The sequence below is a fragment of the Defluviimonas sp. D31 genome, assembly GCF_033436765.1.
Lineage (GTDB): Bacteria > Pseudomonadota > Alphaproteobacteria > Rhodobacterales > Rhodobacteraceae > Albidovulum.
This window is the reverse complement of the sequence record NZ_JAWQFN010000012.1, coordinates 39,589-58,734: the sequence shown is the minus strand read 5'-3', so window position 1 is coordinate 58,734 and position 19,146 is coordinate 39,589. Positions and strand designations below refer to the sequence as shown.

Below are 19,146 nucleotides of genomic sequence, written 5' to 3'. Positions count from 1 at the left end.
CTCCGCCGGGATCCCCAGCTTGTCGCCAATCTCCATGATCGGACGCTTCTTCGCCTCGCGCGCAATCTCAATATCCGTCTTGAACGCCATCTTCTCTGTCTCTCCTTGCCGCGGCCACATCAGGCGACCGAGTTTAATGCTCAATGATTGCGAGCCGACGGCGCGTGACACGTCCGCCGCCATCCTCACGGGCATTATTCTTCATGTTAAATTGTTTTTCCTATCAGTCAACTCCCCGATCGCCGAGAACCCGACCCTGCTGGACCGCTTGCGCTCGTCAGGCGGGGCGGGAAATTCCGCCAATCGACGCAAGCAGGCGCCGGGTTTGCGGGCCTGGAATGGTTGATGGCTAATTTGAACTTCCGCGGCGACGGGCCCGGTGCCGGTCGGCCCCTGATTCGCCGGAGCCCGCACGGGTCGGGTGAAGTCATCTGGACAGCCCGGGGAGGCCGTCTTTCTGGTACCCGCGGCCGGACTTGAACCGGCACGGCCAAAGCCTAGGGATTTTAAGTCCCCTGTGTCTACCATTCCACCACGCGGGCCAGCGGCGGCGACCATAGCGGAAAGCATGGCGCCGGCAAGCTCAGATCCCTGCCTCCTTCACCGCCTCCATCGCCACATAGGTCGATGTCGATGCGACATGCGGCAGTTGCGAAATCCGCTCGCCGAGGACCCGCCGGTAATCGGCGATGTCGCTGGTCCTGACCTTCATAAGGTAGTCGAACCCGGCGGCCATCATGTGGCATTCCTCGATCTCGGGAACCCCGCGCACCGCGCGATTGAATGCCTGCAGGGCCGCCTCGCGGGTGTCCGAAAGGCGCACCTCGACATAGGCAACGTTGGCGAGTCCCATGCGGATCGGGTTGAGCACCGCCCGATAGCCCGCGATCACACCCGATTCCTCAAGCCGCTTCACCCGCACCTGCGTCGGCGTCTTGGTCAGCCCGATGAGGCGGGCAAGCTCGGTCACGGGCATTCGCCCGTCCGCGGACAGGGCGCGCAGAATCGCCGCGTCAAAACGGTCGATCTCTGGCAGATCGTTTGGCACAATCATGGCATTCACTTTGGTCATTCTGGCTGGCAATTACCATATTTCAGGCAAAATGACTGTTGGTCAAGCGTTATGATGGGCCATTCGCAGGAGGACCCGCATGGAACAGCACTGGCACGAGATCGAAACTGGCTCGCTCACCCCCGAAGCGCCGCTTCTGGACCGCCTGATCAAGGCCGCGGCCCTTGGAAGCGCGGACCGCGCCCGCATCGTCGAAGCCGGCGCCAGCCTCGTGAAACAGATCCGCGCCGATGTCCGCCCCGGCCTGATGGAGGTCTTCCTTGCCGAATACGGGCTCTCCACCGAGGAGGGCATCTCGCTGATGTGCCTTGCTGAGGCGCTCCTGCGGGTGCCCGATGCCGACACGATGGACGCGCTGATCGAGGACAAGATCGCGCCGTCCGACTGGGGCAAGCATCTCGGCCAGTCCGCCTCCTCGCTGGTCAATGCCTCGACCTGGGCGCTGATGCTGACCGGCAAGGTGCTGGAAGAAAAGGAACCCGGCATCGTCGGCCACCTGCGCGGCGCGGTAAAGCGCCTCGGTGAGCCGGTGATCCGCCGCGCCACCCGCCAGGCGATGAAGGAGATGGGCAAGCAGTTCGTCCTCGGAGAGACCATCAACGCCGCGATGGAACGCGCGGCAGGGATGGAGAAGCAGGGCTATTCCTATTCCTACGACATGCTCGGCGAGGCCGCGAAGACCGCCGAGGATGCCGAGCGTTATGCGCAGGCCTATTCGAAGGCCATCGCCGCCATCGCGATCGCCTGCAAGAGCGACGACATCCGCACCAATCCCGGCATCTCGGTCAAGCTTTCCGCACTCCACCCCCGCTACGAGGTGGCGCAGGAGGCGCGGGTGATGAAGGAACTGGTGCCGGTCGTGCGCGACCTCGCGCGCCAGGCCGCAAAGGCCCGCATGGGCTTCAACATCGACGCCGAGGAGGCCGACCGGCTCTCCCTGTCGCTTAAGGTGATCGAGGCCGTGCTCGCCGATACCGAACTGGCGGGCTGGGACGGATTCGGCGTCGTCGTACAGGCCTATGGCCGCCGCGCCGGGCCGGCACTCGACTGGCTGCACGGGCTGGCCACGAGCCTCGACCGCAAGATCATGGTGCGCCTCGTGAAGGGCGCCTACTGGGACGCCGAGATCAAGCGGGCGCAGGTCATGGGGCTCGAGGACTTCCCGGTCTTCACCCGCAAGGAAGCGACCGACGTGAGCTACATCGCCAATGCGAAGAAACTCCTCGGCATGACCGACCGCATCTATCCGCAGTTCGCGACCCACAACGCCCATACCGTCGCCGCGATCCTCGACATGGCCGATGGCCAGAGCTTCGAGTTCCAGCGCCTCCACGGCATGGGCGAACGGCTCCATGACATCGTGCTGAAGCGCGAAGGCACCCGCTGCCGCATCTACGCGCCGGTGGGCGCGCACCGCGACCTGCTCGCCTATCTCGTCCGGCGGCTCCTGGAGAACGGCGCCAACTCCTCCTTCGTCAACCAGATCGTCGACGAGGACGTGGCCCCCGAAGTGGTCGCCGCCTGCCCCTTCGACGCCGTCGAGGCAATGCTCCCCGGTCTCACCAACCGCGCGATCCGCAAGGGGCCGGACCTCTTCGCGCCGGAACGCCGCAACTCCGAGGGCTTCGACCTCACCGACGCGCCGACGCTCGCCCGCATCGACGCGGCGCGCGACCCGCACGGCAAGGCGGAGTTCTCCGCCCAGCCGATCCTCGCGGGCAAGGTCGTGGGCGCGACCCCGAAGAAGGTGGTGAACCCGGCGACCGGCGCCAGCGTCGGCCGCGTCACCGACGCCACCAAGGAAGACGTCGACACCGCGCTCAAATCGGCCAAGCCCTGGGCCGCGACCGCGGCCGAGCGCGCCACGGTCCTCAACCGCGCCGCCGACCTCTACGAGGAGAACTTCGGCCCGATCTTCGCGCTCCTGGCGCGCGAGGCCGGCAAGACCCAGATGGACGCGGTCGCCGAACTGCGAGAGGCGGTGGACTTCCTGCGCTACTACGCCGCGCGGGGACTTGAGCTGAAGCAGCCGCCCCTCGGCATATTCACCTGCATCAGCCCCTGGAACTTCCCGCTCGCGATCTTCACCGGCCAGATAGCGGCCGCCCTCGCCGCGGGCAACGCGGTGCTGGCAAAACCCGCCGAGCAGACACCGCTGATTGCCGCCCATGCCGTGGCGCTTCTCCACAAGGCCGGCGTCCCGGCTTCGGCGTTGCAGCTCCTGCCCGGCGACGGCGCCACGGTCGGCGCGCGGCTCACGTCGGATCCGCGCGTGAACGGCATCTGCTTCACCGGCTCGACCGAGACGGCGATGCTGATCCGCAAGGCGATGGCCAGCCACCTCGCCCCCGGCGCGCCGCTCATTGCCGAGACCGGCGGCCTCAACGCGATGATCGTCGACTCGACGGCGCTTCCCGAGCAGGCGGTGCGCGACATCGTGGCCTCGTCGTTCCAGTCCGCCGGCCAGCGCTGCTCGGCGCTGCGCTGCCTCTATGTGCAGGAAGACATCGCCGCCCATTTCACCGACATGCTCTTCGGCGCGATGGAGGAACTGACCGTCGGCGACCCTTGGCACCTTGCCACCGACGTCGGCCCGGTGATCGATTCCGAGGCCGAACAGGGCATCCGCGCCCATATCGAGAAGGCCCGCCGCGAAGGCCGCCTGCTGCGCCAGCTCTCGACCCCTCGGGGCGGTCACTTCGTCGCGCCGACGGTGATCCGCGTCAAGGGCATCGCCGAGATGAAGCGCGAGATCTTCGGCCCCGTCCTCCACATCGCGACCTTCGATGCCGAGGATCTTCCAAAGGTCATCAATGACATCAATTCAACCGGTTATGGACTGACCTTCGGGCTGCACACGAGGATCGACAACCGCGTCCAGGAAGTGACCGAGGCGCTCCACGTCGGCAACATCTACGTCAACCGCAACCAGATCGGCGCTGTCGTGGGCAGCCAGCCCTTCGGCGGCGAGGGGCTCTCCGGCACCGGACCGAAGGCCGGCGGCCCGGAATACCTCGCCCGGTTCACGAAACCGGCCGCGGCGCCGGCCCCCGGAACCGCGACCGCCAAGGCCGACCCGGCCAAGGTGCAGGCGGCGCTCGACGCCGCGCCTGTCCCGGCGGTGCTCTCCCAGCTCGACCTGCCGGGGCCCACCGGCGAATCGAACCGGCTGACGCTTCTCGCCCGCACGCCCGTCCTCTGCCTCGGTCCAGGAGCCGCGGCGACCGAGGCTCAGGCCGAGGCGATCCACGCGCTCGGCGGTCAGGCAATCGCGGTCGCCGGCCGACTCGATCCCGCCTCGCTGGCATCGCTCAGGGGCTTCTCCGGCGTCGTCTTCTGGGGCGAGGAAACCGAGGCGCGGGCCTATGGCGAGGCGCTGGCGGGCCGCTCCGGCCCGATCCTGCCGCTGATCACCGCGCTCCCGGACCGGGCCCATGTCGCGCATGAACGCCATGTCTGCGTCGATACCACCGCCTCGGGCGGCAACGCCCAGCTCCTCGCCGAGGCGGGCACCGCTTGACGCGCCGGCGCGGATCGGAAAACGTGGTTCCATGCTTCCGATCCGCGACCACAACCCCTCACGGCGCACGCCCTATGTGGTCTACGGCCTGATCGCGGCGAACATCGCCGCGTTCCTGCTGCAACTGCCTTACATGAACAGCGAACGGGCGATGATGCTCTTCTGGCGCGACTGGGCGATGATCCCGGTCGCGGTCACCGAAGGCGGCGAGGTCCGCGGGGTCATTACCTCGATGTTCCTCCATGCCGGGCTGATGCACCTTGCCGGCAACATGCTCTTCCTCTGGATCTTCGGCGACAATCTCGAGGACCAGATGGGGCACTTCGGCTTTCTCGCCTTCTACCTCGCCTCGGGGATCGCCGCCGCCACGGCCCATATCACCGCCGATCCCGACTCGGTCGTGCCCACGGTGGGCGCCTCGGGTGCGATCGGCGGTGTTCTCGGCGGCTACCTTCTGCTTTTCCCTCGCGCGAGGGTCGACATCCTCTTGATCTTCTTCGTGTTCTTCCGGGTCTTCGCGGTCCCGGCCTGGGTCATGCTCGGGCTCTGGTTCGGCATGCAGATCCTCGGCGGCCTCGGCACCCCGTCCGAGGCTGGCGGCATCGCCTACTGGGCCCATGCCGGCGGCTTCGCGGCCGGCATGGCGCTGACGCTGCCCCTGTGGCTGAGGCGCGGCGCGGCGGGCTTCTGGCAGCGCACGCATGGCCGGCCGCCCCATCCCGAGACCGAGTATTCGCCCTCCACGATCCCCGTCATCCGCCGGAAGCACAAATGACGCTGCCCATGATCGGCGCCGACCACTCCGCGCGCTGCCATTGCGGCGCGGTCGAGTTCGAAGTCACCCTCGCCCCGGAGGGCCTCGCCACGGCGCGGCGCTGAGACTGCTCGTTCTGCGCGAGGCGCGGCGCCGTCGCCGTCACCGTTCCGCTCGACGGGCTCCGCATCGTGAAGGGCGAATACAACCTCACGCTTTACACCTGGAATACCGGCACGGCGAAACATTACTTCTGCAAGACCTGCGGCATCTACACCCACCACCGCCGCCGCTCGAACCCGAACGAATACGGGCGCAACGCCGCCTGCCTCGACGGCGTCAACCCGCGCGACCTCGATCCCGTTCCCTGGACCGATGGCATCGACCACCCGTCCGACCAGACATGATCTTCTTCATTGCGAAAAATACCCTCGGGGGTGAATTGCCGCACAAGCGGCAAGAGGGGGCGGACAGCCCCCTTACCCGGCCCGCCCTCAGGCGTCCTCGCGCAGGATCTTCGCCAGCGGCCCGAAGAGATCGCCGTTGGCCGCAATCACCGCGCCCGACTCGAAGATGTCGCGCCCATCACGCACCGCGTCGGTAAACCCGCCAGCCTCGCGCACCAGAAGAAGCCCCGCCGCCATGTCCCAGGCGCCGAGCTCGCGCTCCCAGAAGCCGTCGTAGCGCCCCGCCGCCACATAGGCGANAAGATGTCGCGCCCATCACGCACCGCGTCGGTAAACCCGCCAGCCTCGCGCACCAGAAGAAGCCCCGCCGCCATGTCCCAGGCGCCGAGCTCGCGCTCCCAGAAGCCGTCGTAGCGCCCCGCCGCCACATAGGCGAGGTCGAGCGAGGCCGAGCCCCAGCGCCGCACCCCGGCACAGGCCGGCATCAGCCGCGCGAGGTCGCGCAAGGTCGCGGGCAGCGTCTTCTTGGTCCCGAACGGCACCCCGGTCGCGAAGACCGCCTCGGACATCGAGCGCCGCCCCGAGACCCGGATCCGGCTCTCGTTCATCCAGGCGCCCGCGCCCTTCTCGGCCCAGTACATCTCGTCCTTGGCCGGATCGAACACCACGCCCGCGACGATCTCGCCCTTGTGCTCGAGCGCGATCGACACCGCCCAGTGCGGAAGGCCGTGGAGGAAGTTCGTGGTGCCATCAAGCGGATCGACGATCCAGCGCCGGGTCGGGTCGGCGCCCGCCGCCTCGCCTGTCTCCTCGCCGAGCCAGCCATAGGTCGGCCGCGCGGCCATCAACTCGTCGCGGATGATCTTCTCGGCCGCGAGATCGGCACGGCTGACGAAGTCGCCCGCCCCCTTGACCGAGACCTGCAGGTTCTCCACCTCGCGGAAATCCTTCACGAGGCTGCGGCCGGCCTTGCGCGCCGCCTTGATCATCAGGTTGAGGTTGGCACTGCCCTGCATCGGCCACGGCTCCTTGTCATCAAGCCCGTGCCTATACGCGCGCCCGGGCCGGTTGTGAAGGGGCCGGGCAGCCGAAATCCGCCCTCAGACACCCGCCGGCCGCGGGCGCCAGAGCCCGCGGCCCGCGAGCACCTCTCGCAGGAGCGTTGGCCGGTCGCTCATCAGCCCGTCGACGCTAAGATCGATCAGCCGCTCCATCTCCGCCGCCTCATCGACGGTCCAGACATGGACCTCGATGCCGCGCGCATGGGCGGCGCGGACGAACCGCTTGGTGACGAGCGGGATGCCGCGATGGGTGGGCGGCACCTGCACCGCGGGAAACCCGCCGACCGCCACCGGCAGCCCCCAGCCCGCGAGCCAGAGCCGCGCCACGCCGGCATGGGCCGGCGACCAGCAAAGGCCCGGCCCGAGTGCTGCGCAGAGCCGCGCCGTCCGGCGCGGCTGGAAGGAGCCCACGCAAACCCGCCCGAGCGCGCCCGCCGCCTTGATAGCCGCCGCCATCGGTTCGACCGCCGCATCCGACTTCGCCTCGAGATTGACGTAAAGCCCCGGAAAGCCGGCGAGCACGTCGTCGAGCCGGGAAATCTCCGCCCCGCCCCGCGTCCGGACGCGCCGAAGCTCTGCCCAGTCGAGCGCATCGACCCGCTCCGGCCGCCCTGCCATGCGCTCGAGCGTGTCGTCGTGGAAGATCACCGCCACGCCGTCGCGCGTCGCCTGCACGTCGGTCTCGACATGGGAATAGCCCAGCTTCACCGCATGGCCGAAGGCGCCGAGCGTATTCTCCTCGACCTCGAGCGCACCGCCACGATGGGCGAAGGCGATGGGCTTCGGATGATCGAGAAACGGATGCATCGTCACGCCCGCTGCAGCTTCAACGGCTCGCTTCGCGCGAGCTTGAGAAAATGCGCCATGAAGGGCCGCGTCGCCTCCGCCTCGCGGACCGCGGCATACATCCGCTTCGTCAGCCCCTTGTCCGTCACCGGCCGGGTGACGTAGTCGGGCTGGTACTTCACTTCCCTGAGCACCCAGTCGGGCAGCACCGACACGCCCCGGTTCGACGCGACCAGCATCAGGATCACCGCCGTCAGCTCCACCTGCCGCACCGCCAGAGGCTCGACCCGCGCCGGGCGCAGCACTTCCGAGAAGATGTCGAGCCGGGCGCGGTCCACAGGATAGGTGATCAGCACCTGGTCGCGGAAATCCTCGGCCACGACGAAGGGCCTCTGCGCCAGGGGATTCTGCCGCGCCGCGACGAAGGTCGGCGCATAGTCGAAGAGCGGCCGGAACACGATGCCCGGCAGCGTCTCGGGATCCGAGGAGACCACAAGGTCCACCTCTTCCCGCGCCAGCGCCGGAAGCGCCTCGAAGGCGAGGCCGGGTCGGATATCGACATCGACCTCGGGCCAGGCGCGGCGGAACTGCTCCAGCGCCGGAAAGAGCCAGTCGAAACAGGCATGGCACTCGATCGCGATATGGAGCCGCCCGCTCTTGCCCGACCGGAGCGAGCGGAACTCCTCGCCCAGCGCCGTGATCTCCGGCAGCACCCGTTCGGCGGTGCGCAGCATCCGCAGGCCCGCCGCCGAGAGCTTCAGGGGTTTCGACCGGCGCACGAAAAGCTCCACCCCCGCCTGCTCCTCCAGTCCCTTGACCTGGTGGCTGAGTGCGGACTGGGTGATGTTGAGCTGCTCGGCCGCCCGCGCTAGCCCACCGGCCTCGTGGATCGCCTTGATCGTCCGCAGGTGCCTCAGCTCGAGATGCATCGCCGCCCCGCCATCATCCGATCCACCTCATATTGATCTTGAGAATTATGAATTTGTCTCACGTTCGCCGATATGAGACAAGAGCCCATCAAACACGAGGACGACACGATGCCTGCACCCCGGATTTCCTTCGAATTCTTCCCGCCCCAGACGCTCGACGCGTCGTTCCGGCTGTGGGAGACGGTGCAGATGCTGGCGCCCCTGAAACCGAACTTCGTTTCGGTCACCTACGGCGCAGGCGGCACGACCCGCGAGTTGACGCACGAGGCGGTCACCACGATCGGCGACCACTACGGCCTCAACGTCGCGGCGCACCTCACCTGCGTCGACGCGACCCGCGCAGAGACGCTCGCGATCGCCGAGAGCTACGCCCAGGCCGGCGTGACCGAGATCGTCGCGCTCCGCGGCGACGCACCGAAAGGCGAGGAAAGCTTCACCGCCCATCCCGACGGCTTCGCCTCGTCGGTCGATCTGATCGAGGCGCTGGCCGAGACCGGCAAGTTCACGATCCGCGTCGGCGCCTATCCCGAGGCCCATCCCGAGGCCGCCGACATGGCGGCGAACGTCGCCTGGCTGAAACGCAAGATCGACGCCGGCGCCTCCTCGGCGATCACCCAGTTCTTCTTCGAGGCCGAGAGCTTCTTCCGCTTCCGCGACGCCTGCGAGAAGGCCGGCATCGACGCGCCGATCATACCCGGCATCCTTCCGATCATCTCCTGGTCGGGCGCGCGGCGCTTCGCCGAACGCTGCGGCACCACGGTGCCGGACTGGCTCGACAAGACCTTCGACAAGGCAATCCGCGACGGGCGCGAGCATCTCCTCGCCACCGCGCTCGCGACCGAGCTTTGCGACGACCTCATCCAGGGCGGCGTCGAGGATCTGCACTTCTACACGCTCAACCGGCCGCACCTGACGCGCGAGATCTGCCACGCGCTCGGGCTCGAGCCGCAGGTCTCCCTGCAGAACGTCGCCTGACAGGACGTTCGGCAAGCCGGCCCCGGACCGCTCACAGTCCGGGGCCGATTTGCGTCCGGCCGGTCGCGCCCGGCCACCAAGTCAACGCGACAAGTCGCCGATATCGTGTTATCATGTCACGATAATTTCTTGGTCTTAACTTCGGCCGGTTTCCCAATGGCCGACACGCGCTTCGGCCATTCCTCCCGGCCACATGATGATTGTCAGGAGGAAGTCATGCCCAGCATCCGTTCTCTTCTTGCCCTCGCCGCCGCGCTTTGCCTCGCCCCGGCGCTCGCCGCGGCGCTGCCCACGATCCCGATGCCCGACGAAGACCCCTATGCCACCATGCGCGACTGGCGCCCCTGCCCCTCCGCCGGTGACGATCAATATGCCGTGATGGGAATTCGCTACGACACCGGCTACACGATCTGCGTCCCGGTGCTTTCAACCTGGTTCGACGTCAAGAATGCGTTCACCAGCGCCCCCCGGGATCGCGGAAGACTCCCAGCTCGCCAATGGCCTGACCCGACCTACGACCACCTGCTTGTGCCCGGCTATTCCGGCCCGTCCATGCACTGGTGTGGTCCCAATGCCTACATGACGGCCTATGACGTGCCCGCCAACACCTTCACCTGCGTCGAGATCGGCGAAGAGCTTCCCGCCGGTCGCAATCCCGGCTGGCAACCTTTGTCCGAGATCTACGTCGACGGCCCCGGCGGCACGCAAGCGCCCTACCCCGTTCCGGCCGCCGGCACCTCGACCCATGTCTGCCGCGACGGCTATGTCCTCATCGGCATGCACCACGACGCGAACATCTTCCTCTGCGGACTGCTCTTCGCGGTCGACCCCTGATCCGGCCACTTCAAACGGAGCATGGACCCGGCGTAACGGCCGCGACCCGGGCCGGGCCGGGCCGGGAACGGTCACAATTATCGCGCGGTGAATCCGTGCCGGCCGTAACGCCGGGTTCAGGTTCCGCTCCGGCGCCCGATCGCCGGCAGCGACCATGCCGCCCGGGCCCGCCTGGCCGTCGCGGTCGGATGCAGGCTTTCGGACGGGTCGCGTCCGACCTGCCGCCGGGCCCGCAGGATGAACGCCTTGCCCCAGCCGCGCGTCGTGCCGACCGAGACCACCCCGGCATCGGTTGGAAAACCGGCCCGCCAGCCCTCGGGCAGGGCCAGTCCGCAGCGCGCGGCCTTTTCCAACATCCAGACCAGCGGAATATTGGACAGTGGCCGCGCTTCGCTCAGACCGCTGAGCTGGCCGCCGACATCGCCGTGAGCGCCGCGAAACCAGACCTGCTCGACCCGGCCCTCCCAGTCGCCGCCGCCCGTCTCCCACATGATCGGATCGAAAGCCGCGCGGTTCTCGTCGAGCGCCAGCGCGTGATAGCCCTGCTTCACCACCGGGCCGAGCGCATGGTTGTGAAACTCGTGATGCGGCTCGGTCCACATCCACAGCAAGGGAAGCCGGACGCCCAGCGCCTTGACGGTATCGAAGACCCCGATCATCTCGATCTCGACCTTCGGATGGCAGAAGCGGCGGCGGAAAGCCGCCTCGAACTTGCTCTCGCTCTCGCGCTGGTAATAGCGGTAGGCAAGCTGGACATTGCGCTCGGTCGCGTGCTCGGCCCTGAGCAGACCCACCTGGTCGAGGATCCCCGCGAGCGAGCGCACCGCATAGGCGCCGCGCGAATAACCGAAGAGGAAAATCCGGTCGCCGGGCCGGTAGCGGGTCGCGAGCCAGCCATAGGCGCGCCGGATCTGGCGGTTGATGCCGCGCCCCATCGCCACGTCGGGCGTATTGCGCCACATGTGCCACTGCACGCCGGCCTCGTAGTAGAGCGACAGGTGGGACGAATGCGGCACTTGCTGCAGGAGCCGGTAGATGAGGCCGACATTCGTCTCCTGCCCCGGCTCGAGCGTGGAGAGCGTCCCGTCGAGGCAAATGACATGATCGCACGGCCCGCGCCCGCGAACCGCGCTCTGCGTCTCGACCTGACGGCCGATGCGCAACAACTTGAGCAGCTTTTCGGTTAGCCGCGTCACCCTGAACAGGCCTCCCGTTCCTTCACCCTGTCTTCCAGCATAGCCCCTACCCCCGAGTCGCCCAAAGGCACGAGGGTGTAACTTGCCGTTACCAAATGTTTCTGTTTCCACACGCGCGACAAAGACGGCGCCAGCAGCCCGAAGCGATCACACGCAAGCGGATGCGGGGAAATTTGCATGTCGCGGGCACCTCCATGCGCACGGCCAGAGCGCCGTGCCAACGGATCGGGCCGGCACCGGAACTATCAACTGATAGGTAATCCCGCCGCCCCTCCATCGAAGGCTACGCACAGAAGTTTGACGAAAGATTGATCCTCCGCACGGCCACACCGGCGTCCCGCGCGACCGCAACGAAACGGCCGGCGTGCGGCGCGCGCCGGCCTTCGCCCGATCGGGAGCTTTCGCCCTCAGGCGCTGAGGCGCATCACCGTCGCGACCACCATCTTGCCGAAACCGTTGAAGCCTGTGTTCGTGGCCGTCGAATAGGCGCCCATTCCAGAGACCACCAGGTAATCGCCCTCCTCGAGGTCCGCCGGCAGCCCGACCTCCCCGGGCAGCCGGTCGACGCTGTCGCAGGTCGGCCCGAAGATCACCCGCGGCCGCGTCGCGCCCCGGCGCAGAGCGCCCTCGCTGCTCACCACCGCGATGCGGTCGATGATCCCGGTGATCGGCAGCTCGTCGAGGGTGCCGTAGGTGCCGTCGTTGAGGAACACATGCTCGCCGTCGCGCACCGCCTTGATGCGGGCTCCGAGCGTGAAGCTCTCGGCCACCAGTCCGCGGCCCGGCTCGCAGACCAGCGCCGGCGGCGCGCCCTCGAACGCTTCGTCCGCAACGCGCCCGATCAGCTCGAAGATCGCGTCGAGCTGCGGCAACTCGCCGTTCAGCCGGTGCGACGGGAAGCCGCCGCCGACGTTCAGACGCCGCGCCGTCACGCCGGCATTAGTGCAGATCCCGGCGGCGGCGCGCAGGTAGGCGTCCCAAGCCATAGGGTCGGTGCACTGGGTGCCGGGATGGAAGGTGAGCGAGGCGATGAAGCCCGCCTCGTGAACCTCGCGCAGGAGTTCGGCCGCCAGATCCACCGTCGCGCCGAACTTGGCGCCGAAATTGTAGGCCGCACCCGCGACCGGCAGCTTGAACCGCACCGAGATCTCGGCGCCCTCCGCCGGCACGATCTCCACCAGCTTCTTCAGCTCCGAACGGCTGTCGACGGAATAGGACCTAACACCCATCGCGACGGCATATTCGATCTCGTGGCGGGCGCGCACGGGGTTGTTGTAGTGCAAGGCGGCGGCCGGGGCGACGCGGCGCACCATCTCGATCTCGGCCGGCGAGGCGACGTCGAAGCCCTGGATGCCTGCGGCGACGAGGTTCTGGATCACCGTCTCCTCGGGGTTCGACTTCACCGCATAGGTGACGAGCCCCGGAAAGCCGTCGAGGAATCGCCGCGCGGTCGCCTGGAGCACCGTGGGCGCGAAGAACATCACCGGATCTTCCGGCTGCTCGATACGGAGATATTCGGACGGATTCGCCCAGATCGTCTTTGAGAGCCCCATCGGCGTGTTCCTTGCCAACAAGGCGCAGCCACCTCTTTCCCGGGGCATCCGGTTGGAAAGCGCTTACGCATTTAACCAAACCAGGCCAGGAACGTACAAACCGTCCTTCGCCTGTAACGAAGTTCGCCGGATATGATGCACATTTCCACCGATCAAAAGAGTAGAATTGCCTCGATACCTCGTTAGAATGACGAACGAACTGTCATATCGCCGGAATCATCGCATGGACGACCTCGACCGCTCCCTCCTCGGTTTTCTCGGCTCCGACGCCCGGGTTTCGGTGGCCACGCTTGCCCGGAGGCTCAAGGTCGCGCGCTCGACGATCCAGGCGCGGCTGGAGCGGCTGGAGACCACCGGCGTCATCGCGGGCTACACCGTAAAGCTCGGCGAGGCCGCGCGGCAAAGCCGGATCCGCGCCACGGTTCTGCTCACGATCGAGCCGCGCGCCCAGGCCAACGTGCTGACCCGGCTCAAGGCGATCCCGGAGGTCGAGCGGGTCCATACCACCTCGGGGCGGGTCGATTTCCTGCTGCAGGTCGCCGCCCCCTCGACGGCGGTGCTCGACGGCGTCCTCGACGTGATCGGCGAGATGACAGGGGTGAAGTCGTCCGAAAGCCTGATCCACCTCTCGACCAAGCTCGACCGCGCAGTCTAACCCCGCCGCTTGCTTTCGCGGCCCGAGGGGCGCAGGCTCTGGGTCGGGCTGAACCGCGGAGGATCGACATGGCCAAGGCGAAGAAGGGCACCCCCTGCTGGTACGAACTGACCACACCCGACCCTGACGCGGCGGCGCGGTTCTACGCGCATGTGATCGGCTGGTCGGTCGCCGATGCCGGGATGGAGGGGGTCGACTACCGGATCGCCCGCGCCGGGGGGACGATGGTGGCCGGGATGATGGCCGCACCGGCCGGCGCCCCTCCCGGCTGGATCTTCTACGTCACCGTCAGCGACTGCGACAAGGCCGCGAAGGCACTCACCAAGGCCGGCGGCACGGTGCATCAGGCCCCCGCCGACATCCCCGATACCGGCCGCTTCGCCGTCGCCGCCGATCCGCAGGGCACGCCGTTCGGCCTCCTCGCCCCCGAGAACGGCGCGACCAGCACCGCCTTCGACCAGAGGCAGACCGGCCACGGCTGCTGGCACGAGCTGATGACCTCCGACCCGGAGGCGGCGATGGCCTTCTACGGAAAGCAGTTCGGCTGGAAGCCGGGCGATGTAATGGACCTCGGCGAGATGGGCGGCTACCACCTCTTCCGGCACGGCAAGGCCGATATCGGCGGCATGATGCGGCAAGCTCCCGGAATGCCGGGGCCCGACCGGCCGTTCTGGCTGCCCTATTTCGGCACCGACAGCGTGAGCGCCGCCATCGGCCGCGTCAGCGGTGCGGGCGGCCGGGTCTTCCACGGCCCGCACGAAGTGCCGGGCGGCGCCTTCATCATGGTCGGACAGGATCCGCAGGGCGCGATGTTCGCACTGGTCGGGCCGAAATAAGAAGGGCTTTCCACGAACTCTGTTGGTCCTCTTTGCGGGACAAAGCAGCCATTCTATACGCCCTTCAATTGGACCAGAACTTGTTGTGAACCGCAGGTCGGAGCTATCCTGGCCATCTTCTGGAGCAAGGATAGAAGTCATCCAGCTCACATCCATTTTCTTACGGCGACAATTCTTACAGCAACCAGTCTGCAGGCTCAGACCTATGACACGGTCATCTTGAGTGGGCGTGTCATGGACCCCGAAACGGGCTTTGATCAGGTCGCGAGTGTAGGCATTTCGGCCGGATGGATCGTTGAGACTACAGACAAACCCATCGAGGGGCGCGAAACGATCGATGCGAGCGGGCATGTGGTGGCTCCGGGGTTCATCGATACGCATTTTCACGCCTTGGACGGTCTCTCTGTGAAAGCCAGTCTACGCGATGAAGTCACCACCGGCATGGACATGGAACTGGGCGCTAAGAACGTCGCAGAGTGGTACGCGTCGAAGGAGAACAAATGGCCGGTCAACTGCGGCACCGTCATCAGCCACGAGATGGCGCGAATGATCGTACATGACGGCATGACTTTCGACGGGCCGGCAGACGCGACCAAAGGCTTCATCAACCGGGCCAAGGCGGGAGAGGACGGAGTGAACGGCTGGTCCGTGACGGTCAGCGATCTCGACCAGATCAATGAGATTACCAACATCATCGATCAAGGGCTTGCGGAAGGGGCCATCGGGATTGGGTCTACCGTTGGACATATGTCCACCGGAGTGTCGAGTTACGAGATGTTCGAAGTACAGCGGGCCGGTGCGCTATGGCCGTCCGACGGCGTTTCACGCGCGACCGCACGGTTCAACCAAACCTCCGGTCGAGGCACAGATGGGCTTCAACGAGATCTTCACCAATGCTTTCTTGCTTTATGCGCCGATGCTCTATCAGCACAACAACGACTACGGCTGGTGGGAAATCGAAGAGAAGCTTCAGCTTGCCCGCGCGAAATGCCTCAACATGTGGTCCGAGCACTATCCCTACGAAGCAGCGTCAACCAATACTGGCGCTGACGCGCTGACGCTCTGAAGCCCGAGGCGCTGACCGGCCGCCACGGCCTTTCGCAGCCAGGGCAGCATCTGCGGCGCGCGGCCGCGCATCTCGATCACCTTGGCGAGGTTGTAAAAGACGCTCGCCGGTGCCCCCCCCGGGCAGCGGCGGCGCGGCGCAGGAGCCGTTCCGCCGAGATCCAGTCGCGAGCGGCCAGCAATTCGGGAAGTCGGTCGATGTCGCTCATGCCCGGCAGCTTGCCCCGGAGTGATGACGGTTGCGCGACAGCCGGCGCGAAAGGGTCAGGGATCTTTGGCAGGGCCCGGCCCGAGAAGCCGGGCCGTTGCCGGGCGCGGATGTCCGGGCACATTTCCGGAAGCAGGGGAGTGCCCGGACGCATGACCGAAGCCGCGAAGATCGTATGAATGTCTATTCAAACCGCGCGCAACCGATGCAGTCTAGACATGACTCGTCACATCGACAGACCCGCCGCGCCATCATGTGTCCCACCGCAAAGAGCATGTACAGTTCACTCCCGGATTGTCAGGCATCCCAAGCCAGGAAAGGGCCGCAATGGTCAGAGTGCTGAGACGCGTCAAACTTTCGGTCTTCGCGCTGTCCGTGGGAGTGTTGTTCTTTGCGGCCTCGCTGACGCCGTCGATGATTCCCCGCAGCGCGGCCCTGCAGGGCGTCCTTGGAGGGGTGACCTTCGCGCTCGGCTATCTGCTGGCCGTCGCGATCGCCGCGCTGTGGTGTTACCTCGAACTCCCGAAGCCGAGCGACAGGTTTCGGACGGCCGCCGAGGGTGCCATCGCGATCGTTGGCATCGGGATGCTGATCCCGGCGCTGATGCGGAACGTCGGATACCAGAACGAACTTCGCGCACTGATGGGCATGCCTTCGCTCGAACAGGACAGCTCGGCGACAATCATTGCCGCCGCATTCGGCACGTTCGGGGCGCTCCTCCTTCTCGGCCGTCTCGTCAAGGTCATGGCGGCGAAGATCCAGCGGCGTCTGGCGCGCCGGATTCCGCCGCGCGCGGCGATGGTCGCAAGCCTGACTCTGGTGGCGGTGATCTCGTGGAACATTGGCAACGGCGTCATCCTCAGATCGGCGCTGGACGCGGCCGACAGCGGCCTGAGGGAAGTGGACGCCTTCATTGATCCGGAGTTGCCTCCCCCGGACGGGCGCTTTCGTGCCGGAGGCGCGGGGTCGCTCGTATCCTGGCCCTCGCTCGGCGCGCGAGGGCGCGCGTTCGTCGCAGGGGGCTGGACCGAAGAGGAGATCTCGCGGTTTCACGGCGGCGCTCCGGCGACGACGCCCGTCCGGATCTACGCCGGCCTCAACTCTGCCGACAATGTCAGTTCCCGCGCGCACAAGGTGCTGGAGGAAATGCTTCGAGTCGGCGCGTTCGGGCGTCGGATTCTGGTGATTGTCAGTCCTACGGGCACGGGCTGGGTGGACCCCGAGGCCGTGGATCCTCTGGAGGTCATGCATCGCGGGGACACCGCGATCGTGGCGATGCAATATTCCTATCTCTCCAGCCCGCTCTCGCTCCTGTTCGAACCGGACCTCGCGCCTGAGTCCGCACAGGCCCTGGCGGGCGCGATATACAATTACTGGGTGACGCTGCCGTCAGAGACGCGGCCTCGGCTCTATCTTCACGGGCTGAGCCTCGGTTCATACGCGTCCGAACAGGCGCTTTCGCCGCTCCGCCTGATCAGTGATCCGATTGACGGCGCGCTGTGGTCCGGTCCGACCTTCAACAACGCGATCTGGAAATCGATGACACGGAACCGGAACCCCGGATCACCCTACTGGTCGCCGCGCATAGACGATTCCTCGGTCGTTCGCTTCACGACGCAGAAGAACACGCTCGACAGTGCCCCCGCACAATGGGCCCGGACGCGTGCTATCTATCTGCAATACCCCAGCGACCCGATCACCTTCTTCGAGGTCCAGACGGCTTATCGCCGCCCCGAATGGATGATGAGCCCGCGCGCGCCTGACGTTTCGGAAAAATTCACGTGGTTCCCGATCGTAACCATGCTTCAACTGGCGATGGACATGGCCACCGCGACTGATGTTTCGAAGGGGTTCGGCCATCTCTTCTCGGCCGCGCACTACATCGACGCATGGGAATCGCTGACCGATCCGGAGGCATGGAGCGAGTCCGACGCCAGCCGGCTCAGATCAGCGTTTCAGAAACATTGACGTCTCTTGCCTCGGTCGGACCAGCTCGCGCGGCTGGCTGGCCGTCTGACGCCGGCGCCCAACGGACAGGTTCAGGGAATTTAGGAACGGCAGCGTCGTGGCCGCGCCGTTCGAAGATTCGGGATTGCAGGCGTGAATGGCGGTCCGGCAAGTCGTCCCGGTCACATCGCCCGGCCCCTCGGAGGGTTCGGCCGGTCCCGAGGTGGCGCTTCCTGTCGTCCGGGACGAGGCGCTCGGCGAGGCGCGGGTTTCGCCGGACGACGATTGCCCGACCAACCGGTAAAGACGGGGCGCGGGCCACCCCCGGACAGTGCCGACGCGCGTCAGGGCTGCCCCGGTCCGGTTGCGGGGCTGGCTCCGGCCGGAAGCACAAGAGCCCCGATCCAGTTCAGAAAGACGCGCGCGTCGGCGCGCATCTCGGAATGCGGCAGGATCGAGCAGTGGTAGGCGCGCGGCGTGACGACGATCCGGTCGGAAATCTGCACCAGCGCGCCGCTCGCCAGGAGGTCGTCGACGAGATGGCGCCATCCCAGTCCGATCCCCTGCCCGTTCTGGATCGCGCGCAGGTAGACCATGTAGCTGAACAGCCGGTCGATCGGCTGCGGCTCGGGCGGGCTGAGCCCGGTTCCCGCTAGGAAGCGGTCCCAGTCGCTGGCATGGGCACCGCTCGACATGTGCAAAAGCCGTTCGCGGACCAGTTCCTCCGGGCCGAGGTGCCGCCCCGCGGGAAGACGCCCCGGCGCGCAGACCGCGACCAGTTCCTCACCGAAGATCGGGCGGCTTTCGGTGCCGGGCGGCGGCGCCTCGCCGAAGGTCACGACGATGTCGCAGGCAGTCGGGTCGTAATCGGGGTTCTGGTCGCGGGTGACCACCTCGACCCTTATATCGGGATGGGCGCTCTGGAACTCGCCGAGGCGCGGCAAGAGGAAGAAGCTCGTGAAGCCGATGGCCGCGTTGACGACCAGCACGTCGCGCCGCTTCTGGCCCCGGAGCGCGTCGATGGCGCGGCGGATCGCGCCGAGGCCGTCGGTCACGGCCGTCGCCAGCATCTCGCCCTCGGGCGTCAGCCGCAGGCGCGGCTTGCTGCGTTGAAAGAGCAGGTGGCCGAGATCGGCCTCGAGTGCGGCGATCTGCCGGCTGACCGCGGGCTGCTGGACGTTCAGCTCGGTCGCCGCCCGCGAAAAGCTGAGGTGGCGCGCGGCGGCGTCGAAGGCCGCGATCTGGGAGAGGGCCGGATAGCCACGCATCTTCATTCCCTTGATGAATGATCTGCATTCATTTTTTCCGCGTTTTTCCAACTCTGCAAGCCTGCTAGCGTCACGGCGGA

The 19,146-nt window shown here is 66.8% G+C and carries 17 protein-coding genes, 1 tRNA gene and 2 pseudogenes; 11 read left to right on the top strand and 9 right to left on the bottom strand.

Going from position 1 to position 19,146, the window contains the following annotated elements:
• Positions 1 to 136: 136 nt before the first annotated feature.
• Entirely contained in the window at positions 137 to 346 is a 210-nt protein-coding gene (locus R5H32_RS17775; RefSeq protein WP_318340034.1) for a hypothetical protein, read from the top strand.
• A gap of 112 nt (positions 347 to 458) precedes the next feature.
• Here the strand turns inward: R5H32_RS17775 and R5H32_RS17770 are convergent.
• Positions 459 to 542: transfer RNA gene (locus tag R5H32_RS17770), tRNA-Leu, on the bottom strand.
• A gap of 41 nt (positions 543 to 583) precedes the next feature.
• A complete protein-coding gene (locus tag R5H32_RS17765; protein WP_318340033.1) occupies positions 584 to 1,054 on the bottom strand; it encodes an Lrp/AsnC family transcriptional regulator in 471 nt (156 codons plus the stop codon).
• 97 nt (positions 1,055 to 1,151) lie between these two features.
• Here R5H32_RS17765 and putA point away from each other — a divergent pair, with 97 nt between their 5' ends.
• The 3 genes and pseudogenes from putA (at position 1,152) to R5H32_RS17750 (ending at position 5,753) form a co-directional block, all read left to right on the top strand.
• Positions 1,152 to 4,592, top strand: a complete 3,441-nt coding sequence (gene putA / locus R5H32_RS17760) for a bifunctional proline dehydrogenase/L-glutamate gamma-semialdehyde dehydrogenase PutA (RefSeq protein ID WP_318340032.1) — start codon at positions 1,152 to 1,154, stop codon at positions 4,590 to 4,592.
• A gap of 31 nt (positions 4,593 to 4,623) precedes the next feature.
• A complete protein-coding gene (locus R5H32_RS17755) occupies positions 4,624 to 5,367 on the top strand; it encodes a rhomboid family intramembrane serine protease (protein ID WP_318340031.1) in 744 nt (247 codons plus the stop codon).
• An 8-nt stretch (positions 5,368 to 5,375) separates the two neighbouring features.
• Positions 5,376 to 5,753 (top strand): annotated as a pseudogene (locus R5H32_RS17750) (GFA family protein).
• An 87-nt stretch (positions 5,754 to 5,840) separates the two neighbouring features.
• Here the strand turns inward: R5H32_RS17750 and R5H32_RS17745 are convergent.
• The 4 genes and pseudogenes from R5H32_RS17745 to R5H32_RS17730 all read right to left on the bottom strand — a co-directional run bounded on the left by R5H32_RS17745 (position 5,841) and on the right by R5H32_RS17730 (position 8,529).
• The gene (locus R5H32_RS17745) at positions 5,841 to 5,990 is read right to left on the bottom strand and encodes a hypothetical protein (RefSeq protein ID WP_412099040.1); all 150 of its coding nucleotides are present in this window, start codon (positions 5,988 to 5,990) and stop codon (positions 5,841 to 5,843) included.
• 68 nt (positions 5,991 to 6,058) lie between these two features.
• Positions 6,059 to 6,769 (bottom strand): annotated as a pseudogene (locus tag R5H32_RS17740) (inositol monophosphatase family protein); the annotation flags it as partial.
• 84 nt (positions 6,770 to 6,853) lie between these two features.
• Complete coding sequence (locus R5H32_RS17735) at positions 6,854 to 7,621, bottom strand: glycerophosphodiester phosphodiesterase family protein (protein ID WP_318340036.1); 768 nt, start codon at positions 7,619 to 7,621, stop codon at positions 6,854 to 6,856.
• 2 nt (positions 7,622 to 7,623) lie between these two features.
• A complete protein-coding gene (locus R5H32_RS17730; RefSeq protein ID WP_318340030.1) occupies positions 7,624 to 8,529 on the bottom strand; it encodes a LysR family transcriptional regulator in 906 nt (301 codons plus the stop codon).
• Between the two features lie 108 nt (positions 8,530 to 8,637).
• Here R5H32_RS17730 and metF point away from each other — a divergent pair, with 108 nt between their 5' ends.
• Both metF and R5H32_RS17720 read left to right on the top strand, forming a co-directional pair.
• A complete protein-coding gene (gene metF / locus R5H32_RS17725; RefSeq protein WP_318340029.1) occupies positions 8,638 to 9,504 on the top strand; it encodes a methylenetetrahydrofolate reductase [NAD(P)H] in 867 nt (288 codons plus the stop codon).
• A gap of 216 nt (positions 9,505 to 9,720) precedes the next feature.
• Positions 9,721 to 10,338 carry a hypothetical protein gene (locus tag R5H32_RS17720; RefSeq protein ID WP_318340028.1) on the top strand — a complete coding sequence of 206 codons (618 nt, stop codon included), beginning with the start codon at positions 9,721 to 9,723 and terminating at the stop codon, positions 10,336 to 10,338.
• Positions 10,339 to 10,454: 116 nt separating this feature from the next.
• Here R5H32_RS17720 and R5H32_RS17715 read toward each other — a convergent pair whose 3' ends face one another.
• Complete coding sequence (locus R5H32_RS17715) at positions 10,455 to 11,534, bottom strand: DUF2235 domain-containing protein (RefSeq protein ID WP_412099039.1); 1,080 nt, start codon at positions 11,532 to 11,534, stop codon at positions 10,455 to 10,457.
• 407 nt (positions 11,535 to 11,941) lie between these two features.
• Complete coding sequence (locus R5H32_RS17710; protein WP_318340027.1) at positions 11,942 to 13,087, bottom strand: type III PLP-dependent enzyme; 1,146 nt, start codon at positions 13,085 to 13,087, stop codon at positions 11,942 to 11,944.
• Positions 13,088 to 13,310: 223 nt separating this feature from the next.
• Between R5H32_RS17710 and R5H32_RS17705 the strand changes: the two genes are divergently transcribed.
• From R5H32_RS17705 to R5H32_RS17685, 5 genes are all read left to right on the top strand, one after another.
• Complete coding sequence (locus R5H32_RS17705) at positions 13,311 to 13,742, top strand: Lrp/AsnC family transcriptional regulator (RefSeq protein ID WP_318340026.1); 432 nt, start codon at positions 13,311 to 13,313, stop codon at positions 13,740 to 13,742.
• A 68-nt stretch (positions 13,743 to 13,810) separates the two neighbouring features.
• The gene (locus tag R5H32_RS17700; protein WP_318340025.1) at positions 13,811 to 14,578 is read left to right on the top strand and encodes a VOC family protein; all 768 of its coding nucleotides are present in this window, start codon (positions 13,811 to 13,813) and stop codon (positions 14,576 to 14,578) included.
• Positions 14,579 to 14,812: 234 nt separating this feature from the next.
• Positions 14,813 to 15,628, top strand: coding sequence for a hypothetical protein (locus R5H32_RS17695; RefSeq protein ID WP_318340024.1), 816 nt, complete (start codon positions 14,813 to 14,815; stop codon positions 15,626 to 15,628).
• A gap of 550 nt (positions 15,629 to 16,178) precedes the next feature.
• A complete protein-coding gene (locus R5H32_RS17690; protein WP_318340023.1) occupies positions 16,179 to 17,819 on the top strand; it encodes an alpha/beta hydrolase in 1,641 nt (546 codons plus the stop codon).
• A gap of 136 nt (positions 17,820 to 17,955) precedes the next feature.
• On the top strand, positions 17,956 to 18,102 hold the full coding sequence (locus tag R5H32_RS17685; protein WP_318340022.1) for a hypothetical protein: 147 nt from the start codon (positions 17,956 to 17,958) through the stop codon (positions 18,100 to 18,102).
• Positions 18,103 to 18,142: 40 nt separating this feature from the next.
• Here R5H32_RS17685 and R5H32_RS17680 read toward each other — a convergent pair whose 3' ends face one another.
• On the bottom strand, positions 18,143 to 19,066 hold the full coding sequence (locus R5H32_RS17680; RefSeq protein ID WP_318340021.1) for a LysR substrate-binding domain-containing protein: 924 nt from the start codon (positions 19,064 to 19,066) through the stop codon (positions 18,143 to 18,145).
• Positions 19,067 to 19,146: the final 80 nt, after the last annotated feature.